The organism is Aeromicrobium sp., from assembly GCF_036676885.1.
In the GTDB taxonomy this organism is placed as follows: Bacteria; Actinomycetota; Actinomycetes; order Propionibacteriales; family Nocardioidaceae; genus Aeromicrobium.
In genome coordinates this window covers 1-7,573 of the sequence record NZ_JAKFCB010000028.1, presented here as the reverse complement: position 1 = coordinate 7,573, position 7,573 = coordinate 1, and the positions used below count along the sequence as shown (strand labels likewise).

At 68.3% G+C, this 7,573-nt stretch carries 10 protein-coding genes and 1 riboswitch; of the genes, 8 read left to right on the top strand and 2 right to left on the bottom strand.

Going from position 1 to position 7,573, the window contains the following annotated elements; all coding sequences use genetic code 11:
- Both V6M46_RS01610 and V6M46_RS01605 read right to left on the bottom strand, forming a co-directional pair.
- The coding region (locus tag V6M46_RS01610) for an alpha,alpha-trehalose-phosphate synthase (UDP-forming) (protein ID WP_332661962.1) at positions 1-1,234 on the bottom strand (1,234 nt) is incomplete at its 3' end.
- Between the two features lie 30 nt (positions 1,235-1,264).
- The gene (locus V6M46_RS01605; protein ID WP_332661961.1) at positions 1,265-2,254 is read right to left on the bottom strand and encodes a Gfo/Idh/MocA family protein; all 990 of its coding nucleotides are present in this window, start codon (positions 2,252-2,254) and stop codon (positions 1,265-1,267) included.
- 66 nt (positions 2,255-2,320) lie between these two features.
- Between V6M46_RS01605 and V6M46_RS01600 the strand changes: the two genes are divergently transcribed.
- The 8 genes from V6M46_RS01600 to V6M46_RS01565 all read left to right on the top strand — a co-directional run.
- On the top strand, positions 2,321-2,617 hold the full coding sequence (locus tag V6M46_RS01600) for a DUF3263 domain-containing protein (RefSeq protein ID WP_332661959.1): 297 nt from the start codon (positions 2,321-2,323) through the stop codon (positions 2,615-2,617).
- Positions 2,618-2,625: 8 nt separating this feature from the next.
- A complete protein-coding gene (locus V6M46_RS01595; RefSeq protein WP_332661958.1) occupies positions 2,626-3,153 on the top strand; it encodes a LytR C-terminal domain-containing protein in 528 nt (175 codons plus the stop codon).
- 4 nt (positions 3,154-3,157) lie between these two features.
- The gene (otsB, locus tag V6M46_RS01590; protein WP_332661957.1) at positions 3,158-3,949 is read left to right on the top strand and encodes a trehalose-phosphatase; all 792 of its coding nucleotides are present in this window, start codon (positions 3,158-3,160) and stop codon (positions 3,947-3,949) included.
- Positions 3,939-4,391: a hypothetical protein gene (locus V6M46_RS01585; protein WP_332661956.1), complete on the top strand. Its 453-nt coding sequence runs from the start codon at positions 3,939-3,941 to the stop codon at positions 4,389-4,391. The genes otsB and V6M46_RS01585 overlap by 11 nt, the downstream gene beginning before the upstream one ends.
- A 126-nt stretch (positions 4,392-4,517) precedes the next feature.
- Positions 4,518-5,459 (top strand): hypothetical protein, encoded by a 942-nt coding sequence (locus tag V6M46_RS01580; RefSeq protein WP_332661954.1) that lies wholly within the window; start codon positions 4,518-4,520, stop codon positions 5,457-5,459.
- 121 nt (positions 5,460-5,580) lie between these two features.
- Positions 5,581-5,693, top strand: a riboswitch (SAM riboswitch).
- A 9-nt stretch (positions 5,694-5,702) separates the two neighbouring features.
- Entirely contained in the window at positions 5,703-6,986 is a 1,284-nt protein-coding gene (gene thrC, locus V6M46_RS01575; RefSeq protein ID WP_332661953.1) for a threonine synthase, read from the top strand.
- A 24-nt stretch (positions 6,987-7,010) separates the two neighbouring features.
- Positions 7,011-7,286, top strand: a complete 276-nt coding sequence (locus V6M46_RS01570; RefSeq protein WP_332661952.1) for a MoaD/ThiS family protein — start codon at positions 7,011-7,013, stop codon at positions 7,284-7,286.
- A 138-nt stretch (positions 7,287-7,424) separates the two neighbouring features.
- Positions 7,425-7,573 (top strand): cold-shock protein (locus tag V6M46_RS01565; RefSeq protein ID WP_332661964.1); only part of this gene is annotated, 149 nt, incomplete at its 3' end.

The following is a 7,573-nucleotide window of genomic DNA, read 5'->3' as shown; positions in this document are numbered from 1 at the left end:
TGACCTGGTAGGCCGACTTGAGCTCGGACGCCGCACCGGCGAACTCGCTCAGCACCAGCGCGCCGCGGTCGTCGTAGCGGCACGCGACGTACTCCTTGGCGACGAGGTTCATGCCGTCGCGCAACGGGGTCACGACCATGACGTCGGCGGCGCGATAGAGCGCCGCCATCTCGGCTCGCGGGTATGAGGCGTGCAGGTAGGTCACGGGTTGCTGGCCGATGCGTGCGACATCACCGTTGATGCGACCGACGAGCCGGTTGATGTCGTCGCGCAGGATCTTGTACTGGTCGACGCGCTCACGTGAGGGCGTGGCGACCTGGACGAACACGGCATCGTCGACGTGCAGCGAACCGTCGCTGATGAGCTCGCCGAACGCTCGCAGCCGCTGGCGCAGGCCCTTGGTGTAGTCGAGCCGGTCGATGCCCAGCAGCATCGTCTTGGGGTTGCCGAGGCTCTCGCGGATCTCGGCGGCGCGGGCGATGACCTCGGGCGTACGGGCGAGCTCCTCGAACCCGGCCGCGTCGATCGAGATCGGGTACGCCTGGGCGAGGACCGTGCGCCCGTCCGGCAGGTAGATCATGTCGCGGTGCGTCTTGTGGCCGACCCGCTGGCGTACGAGGCGGACGAAGTTCTGGGCCGCGCCGGGCATCTGGAAGCCGACCAGGTCCGCGCCGAGCAGGCCCTCGAGGATCTGCCGGCGCCACGGGAGCTGCTGGAACAGCTCGGCCGGGGGGAACGGGATGTGCAGGAAGAACCCGATGCGCAGGTCGGGCCGCAGCTCGCGCAGCATGCTCGGCACGAGCTGGAGCTGGTAGTCCTGCACCCAGACGACCGCGTCGGGCTTGGCGACCTTGGCGGCCCGCTCGGCGAAGCGCCGGTTGACCCGTACGTAGGCGTCCCACCACTCGCGGTGGAACTCCGGGGGCGCCACGACGTCGTGGTAGAGCGGCCAGAGGGTCGAGTTGGAGAAGCCCTCGTAGTACTCGGCGATCTCCTCCTCCGACAACGGCACCGGGACGAGGTGCAGGCCGTTGTGCTCGAACGGCTTGAGCTTCTCGTCGGCCGCGCCGTGCCAGCCGATCCACGCACCACCGTTGCGGCGCATCACCGGCTCGAGGGCCGTGACCAGGCCGCCGGGGGAGGTGCGCCACATCGTGCTGCCGTCGGGCGCGTTGATCCGGTCGACGGGCAGGCGGTTGGCAATGACTACGAAGTCTGCGGTTCCGGTCGCCATGAACGGCAGCCTAGCCCTGTGTGTCGTGGCTCACCTCGCGGCGACCCCCAGCTGGTCCAGGATCGTCTCGATCTGTCCCATGATCGCGACGGTGTCGTCGAGTGGCAGGAGGGCGGACTCGGTCTTCCCCGCACGCAGGCAGGCGGCAACCTCCTCGATCTCGTGGGCGTAGCCGCGACCCGTCACCGGCTCGCTGATGGTGTCGAGCTGATCGTCGTGCCAGTGCGTGAACATCGTCGGATGGTGGAACCGCGCCGGAACCTCGATCAGCCCGACGTCGCCGGCGACCGAGGCGCGGTTGTCGCTGTGCGCGACCTGAGTCCAGGCGATGCTCGCTACGGCCCCGCTGGCGTACGTCATGGTGGCGCCGCCGTTGACGTCGATGCCCTGGTCGGACAGCGTCCCGCCGGCCGTGATGCTGACGGGCTCGCCGAGGATCAGGTGCGCGAACGTCAACGGGTAGATGCCGACGTCGAGCAGTCCGCTCGCCCCCAGCATCGGGTCCCACAGGCGTGCGGTGGCGGCCGGCCCGACGAACCCGAGCTGCGCGCGTACCTGGCCGATCGTCCCGAGGGTCCCGTCGGCCGACAGCTCGGCGATGCGCCGGATGTTGGGATTGGCCCGCATCCACATCGCCTCGGCGAAGAACAGGCCACGGGACCGCGCCTCGGCGACGAGCTTCTCGGCGTCGGCGAGGTTCATCGTGAGGGCCTTCTCGCACAGCACCGCCTTGCCGGCCTCGAAGCACATCATGACGTCCTCGAGGTGACGGCTGTGCGGCGTCGCGACGTAGATGACGTCGACGTCCGGGTCGGCGGCCAGCTCCTCGTACGAGCCGTGCGCCCGAGACCCGCCGAACCGCTCTGCGAACGTACGGGCGGCCTCCGGGCTGCGAGATCCGACGGCGGCCAGCTCGTTGCCGTCGACCAGCGCCAGGTCGCTCGCGAACGACTCCGCGATGCGGCCGGTGGCGAGAACTCCCCAGCGGATGGGTGTACGTGTCCCAGAATCGGTCGTCATGACACACACCCTGCCATTCGGCGAAGCAAATGACACTGGTGTGATTCGTGGCCTAAGATGCTAGGCATGAGCGCCGTGGAGAAGTCGAACGCCGGAAGTCCGGCCGCCGTCGAGTCGCTGTCGGAGCGCGACCGCGAGATCCTGGCCCTCGAGCGGCTCTGGTGGCAGTACGCCGGTGCCAAGGAGCAGGCGATCCGCGACAAGTTCGACATGTCGGCGACCCGCTACTACCAGGTTCTCAATGCCCTGATCGACCGTGAGGACGCTCTCGCGTACGATCCACTGTTGGTAAAGCGCCTGCGCCGTCTGCGCGCCCAACGCCAGCGCAGTCGCTCGGCCAGGCGTCTCGGCATCGACCTCTGAAGGTTCCCATGGAGCACCGCAGGACTCCGACTGGCAAGGCATACGTCCCGGCCAGCTGGTTCATCGTCCTGACGATCCTGCTGTGCGTCGGTGCTGCGGGCTGGCTCGGCTGGCTGTTCGTCGACGACGACCCGGAGACGACGGCGGCCCAGCGCACGACACCGCCCCCGGCGCTGACGACGACACCGGAACCCACGCCGAGCAAGACCACCGAGACGACGCCCTCACCGACGCCGAGCGCGACGACCAAGAAGCCCGAGGTCCAGCGGGTCGCACCCGTGTCGGTGCTCAACAACACGACGATCCAGGGTCTGGCGGCGACCTATTCGGCCAAGGTCCGTGAGGCCGGCTGGTCGAATGTCACGATCGGCAACTGGCGCGGCTCGATCGCGGGCAACACGGTCTACTTCCCGCCGCAGCTCGAGGACCAGGCCAAGCTGCTCGGCAAGGACCTCGGGATCGGCAGGATCCTGCCGAGCATCGCGCCCATGCGGACCGACCGCCTGACGATCATCCTGGCGGGCCCGCAACAATAGGCGAATGCCTGCAACCACCCGCGCGGACGTCATCGCCGATCCGGCCGGAACGCTCCTCGCCCTCGACTTCGACGGCACCCTGGCGCACATCGTCGAGGACCCCACGCAGGCGTACGCCCACGAGCGGTCGGTCGCCGCTCTCGCCCGCCTCGGCCGGGTCCTCGGCCAGATCGCGATCGTCACCGGCCGTCCCGTACGTCAGGCCCTCGAGCTGGGCGGATTCGCCGGCACTGAGGGCCTCGACCGCCTCGTGATCTGGGGCCAGTACGGCGCCGAGCGCTGGGACGCCGCGACGTCGGAGACGGTTGAGCCGGAACGTCCCGAGCCGGTCAGGCGGCTCGCCGAGGAGCTGCCGGGCTGGCTGCACGAGCGCGGCGCGGGCCACGTACGCATCGAGGACAAGGGCCTCGCGATCGCCGTCCACACCCGGGGGATCGACCCCGGGCTCATCGACGAGCTGGCCGAGCCGCTCTCGGCCCTCGCCGCCGAGCTGGGCCTCGTGGTCGAGCCCGGCCGGCAGGTCATCGAGCTGCGTGCGCCGGGGATCAACAAGGGCGACGCCGTGCGTGCGCTCGTCTCCCGGCTCGGCGCGCGTCAGGTGGTCTTCGCGGGCGACGACCTCGGTGACCTGCCGGCATTCGCCGCGGTCGAGGAGCTGCGGGAGGACGGCATCGGCGGGTTGTTGATCTGCTCGGCGTCCGCGGAGCAGGACGCGCTCGTGGCGCGCGCGGACATCGTGCTCGACGGGCCCGACGCGGTTGCCGACTGGCTGGAGGCCCTGGCGGATGAGTTCTGAGCTCACGCTGCTGCCGCACACGCCGTGGACGCGCATCCGTACGGCGCTCAACTGGATCAACCTCAGCACGCCGCTCGGACTCGTGATCGCCAGGCTCGGCGGCGCCTCGGTCGTCCGTCGCGGCCGCGGGACCTACCTCGCGACCGGCTACCGGTTCGGCTTCCCGGTCGCGAGTGCGTTCACGGTCGGCAGCGTCATCACGAGCAAGCACGATCTCGACTACTTCCTCGAGCGCCCGGTCCTGCTGCAGCACGAGGACCGCCACTGCACGCAGTACGCCTTCGCCCTCGGCGTCGTGATGCTGCCGTTCTACCTCCTCGGCGTCGCGTTCTCCTACGCGATCGCCGGCGACCACTCGTCGTACAACCCCTTCGAACGCCTCGCCAACCTCGCGGACGGCAACTACCCACCCCCGCGCACCCGCTTCTCCCGCAAGCCCTGAGTCACCCTCCCTTGCGTCATAAGAAGCGAGGGTCATAGGCCACAGTTCTTATGACGCAAGGGCGAGTGTCCACAGGCGGCCGGTTCAGAGGTGGCGCAGGTCGTCACAAGTTCCGACGATCGTCGGATGTACGCCTTCGACCACGTCCCGGCAGCCGTACGAACGACAGTCCGGCAGCTCGCCGACGAGCAGCACGGGGTTCTCTCGCGCCGCCAGCTCCATCGGGTGGGCGTGACGCGCTGGATGATCGCCGCGAACCTGCGGGCACAGCGCTGGCGTCTCCACGGCAGGCAGTCGATCTGCTTGCACACCGGGGACCTGTCGAGCGGCGCCATGTGCTGGTACGCCGTGCACGAGGCGGGCCCGCGTGCGGCGATCGACGGCGTCAGCGCACTCGAGGCGGCCGGCTTGAAGGGGTTCGAGAACGACCACGTCAGGGTCTCGGTCCCACGGGGAGCACCAGCCGTACGCCGGCCGGGGCTCATGGTCCGCCAGACGAGGAGGTTGCAGCGGACTGACGTGGTGCCCACCGGACTGCCGCGCGTACGAGTGCCGATTGCAGCGGTCCGGGGTGCGCTATGGGCACGGAGCAACCGCCAGGCGGCGACGATCCTGGCGATGACGGTGCAACAGCGGCTTTGCCGCGCGGAGGACATTGCCGAGGGTCTGCTTGCGGTTCGCCGACACCCGCGCAAGGCATTCCTCGAGGCGGTCGTCCTCGACCTCGTCGATGGCGCCCAGGCCATGGGAGAGCTTGACTTCTCGCGGATCTGCCGGACATACGGACTCCCGAAGCCTGACCGGCAGGTCGTCAGGAAGACGTCGAGGGGTCGGGCATACCTGGACGTCTACTGGAGGGCATTCCGGTTGGTCGTCGAGATCGACGGCATCCATCACCTCAAGGTGCCGGCGATCGTGTCGGACGCATTGCGCCAGAACGATCTGACCCTTGCCGCCGACAGGGTGCTGCGGATTCCACTGCTCGGCCTGCGAATCGCCGAGCAGCAGTTCATGGAGCAGATCCGGACAGGCCTGGCTGCCGGTGGGTGGCGCCAAGTAGCGTCATAAGAAGCGAGGGTCATAGGCCACAGTTCCTATGACGCAACGCCGGGTGACCACGTGGCGAACGGACGCCGTCCAGTATCTGGACCGAGTGGACACATCGTGAGACGCGCCCGTAGGGTGAAACCACTCATCACGAGGGGTACAGGGACACGGCCCTATGACGCCCCAGCAACCAGTCGGTCATCGACCAGGTGCTCAATCCGTCCCGGGCGACAGTCGATCCGGGAAAGATGAAAGGTCACCTTTGTGAGTACATCCGCTCCTCCAAGCCTTGCCGGCGCATCGTCACCAGCCCTCCGCGAGGGAGCCTTCGGCAATGCCGTCGAGCTCGTCTGCCGTGAGTGCGGCGCGACGCAGGCGCTCGGCCCCCACTACGCGTGCACCGAGTGTTTCGGTCCCCTGGAGATCAAGTACGACTTCCCGGCCGTCACCCGCGAACAGATCGCGGCCGGCCCCAGCAACATCTGGCGCTACAAGGCGCTCCTGCCGGTCCCCGACGACATCGAGCTCAGCCCCAACCTCGAGCCCGGCTTCACCCGCCTCCTCAAGGCCGACAACCTCGCCGCCGAGCTGGGCCTGACGAAGCTCTGGGTCAAGGACGACAGCACCAACCCGACCAACTCGTTCAAGGATCGCGTCGTCGCGTGCGCCCTGAGCGCCGCCCGCGAGTTCGGCAGCAAGGTGTTCGCCTGCCCGTCCACCGGCAACCTCGCCAACGCCGTCGCCGCCGCAGGCGCCCGGGCCGGCATCAAGACCGTGGTGTTCATCCCCAGCAACCTCGAGGCGCCCAAGCAGGTCAACTCGGCGGTCTACACCGAGAACCTCGTCGCCGTCGACGGCAACTACGACGACGTCAACAAGCTCGCCTCCGAGATCGCCGGCGAGGAGGACGGCTGGGCGTTCGTCAACGTCAACGTCCGCCCGTTCTACGCCGAGGGCTCCAAGACGCTCGGCTACGAGATCGCCGAGCAGCTCGGCTGGCGCCTGCCCGACCAGATCGTCATCCCGGTCGCCTCCGGCTCGCAGCTGACCAAGGTCCACAAGGCGTTCCAGGAGCTGATCACCCTCGGGCTCGTGGAGGACAAGCCCTACCGGGTCTTCGGCGCCCAGGCCACAGGCTGCTCCCCGGTCTCCGAGGCGTTCCGCGAGGGCTGGGACGTCGTACGCCCGGTGCGGCCCGACACGATCGCCAAGTCGCTCGCGATCGGCAACCCCGCTGACGGTGTGTACGTCCTCGACATCTGCCGCGAGACCGGAGGCGCGATCGCCGACATCTCCGACGACGAGGTCCGTGAGGCGATCGTGCTGCTTGCGCGCACCGAGGGCATCTTCACCGAGACCGCCGGCGGCACCACGGTCGGCGTGCTCAAGAAGCTCGTCGAGACCGGCCAGCTCGACCCCGAGCTCGAGACCGTCGTCATCAACACCGGCCATGGCCTCAAGACCCTCGACGCGGTCACGGACCTGGTCCGCCCCGCAGCCACCATCGCCCCCACGTACGAGGCCTTCGTCGCCTCCGGCATCGCCTGAGTCAGAGAACATCCAAGGAGCACTGTGAGCATCAACGTACGAATCCCGACGATCCTGCGCACCTACACGCAGGACCAGTCGCAGGTCACTGCCGAGGGCGAGACCCTCAACGAGGTCATCGAGTCGCTCGAGGGCACCTTCCCCGGCATCAAGGCGCGCGTCGTCGACGAGCAGGGCAAATTGCGCCGCTTCGTCAACATCTATGTCGCCGAGGAGGACGTCCGCTTCGCGCAGGGTCTCGAGACGCCGACCCCGGCCGGCACGCAGGTCTCGATCATCCCCGCTGTGGCTGGTGGCTGATCGACACACGTACGAATGATGAGGGGCGGAGCCCGGCCGTCGCCGGGGGTTGCTGAACTCGCGGTGAAGCCTTGTAGGCTCTGCGCATGAAGGGGCTCCGGCAGGTGGGTTCCTCCAGGATCAGGTGGGAGTGGCGGCATGGTGCAAGGCACCGTCAAGTGGTTCAACGCTGACAAGGGCTACGGCTTCATCGAGGTCGAGGGCCAGGACGATGTCTTCGTTCATTGGTCCAAGATCGCGTCAGACGGATACAAGACCCTCGAGGACGGCCAGAAGGTCGAGTTCGA

Excerpts from the sequence above, each read along its gene's own strand:
- V6M46_RS01595 (WP_332661958.1), top strand. The coding sequence starts at position 2,626 with ATGGAGCACCGCAGGACTCCGACTGGCAAGGCATACGTCCCGGCCAGC.
- V6M46_RS01585 (WP_332661956.1), top strand. The coding sequence starts at position 3,939 with ATGAGTTCTGAGCTCACGCTGCTGCCGCACACGCCGTGGACGCGCATC.
- otsB (WP_332661957.1), top strand. The coding sequence starts at position 3,158 with ATGCCTGCAACCACCCGCGCGGACGTCATCGCCGATCCGGCCGGAACG.
- V6M46_RS01580 (WP_332661954.1), top strand. The coding sequence starts at position 4,518 with ATGTACGCCTTCGACCACGTCCCGGCAGCCGTACGAACGACAGTCCGG.
- V6M46_RS01605 (WP_332661961.1), bottom strand. The coding sequence starts at position 2,254 with ATGACGACCGATTCTGGGACACGTACACCCATCCGCTGGGGAGTTCTC.
- V6M46_RS01600 (WP_332661959.1), top strand. The coding sequence starts at position 2,321 with ATGAGCGCCGTGGAGAAGTCGAACGCCGGAAGTCCGGCCGCCGTCGAG.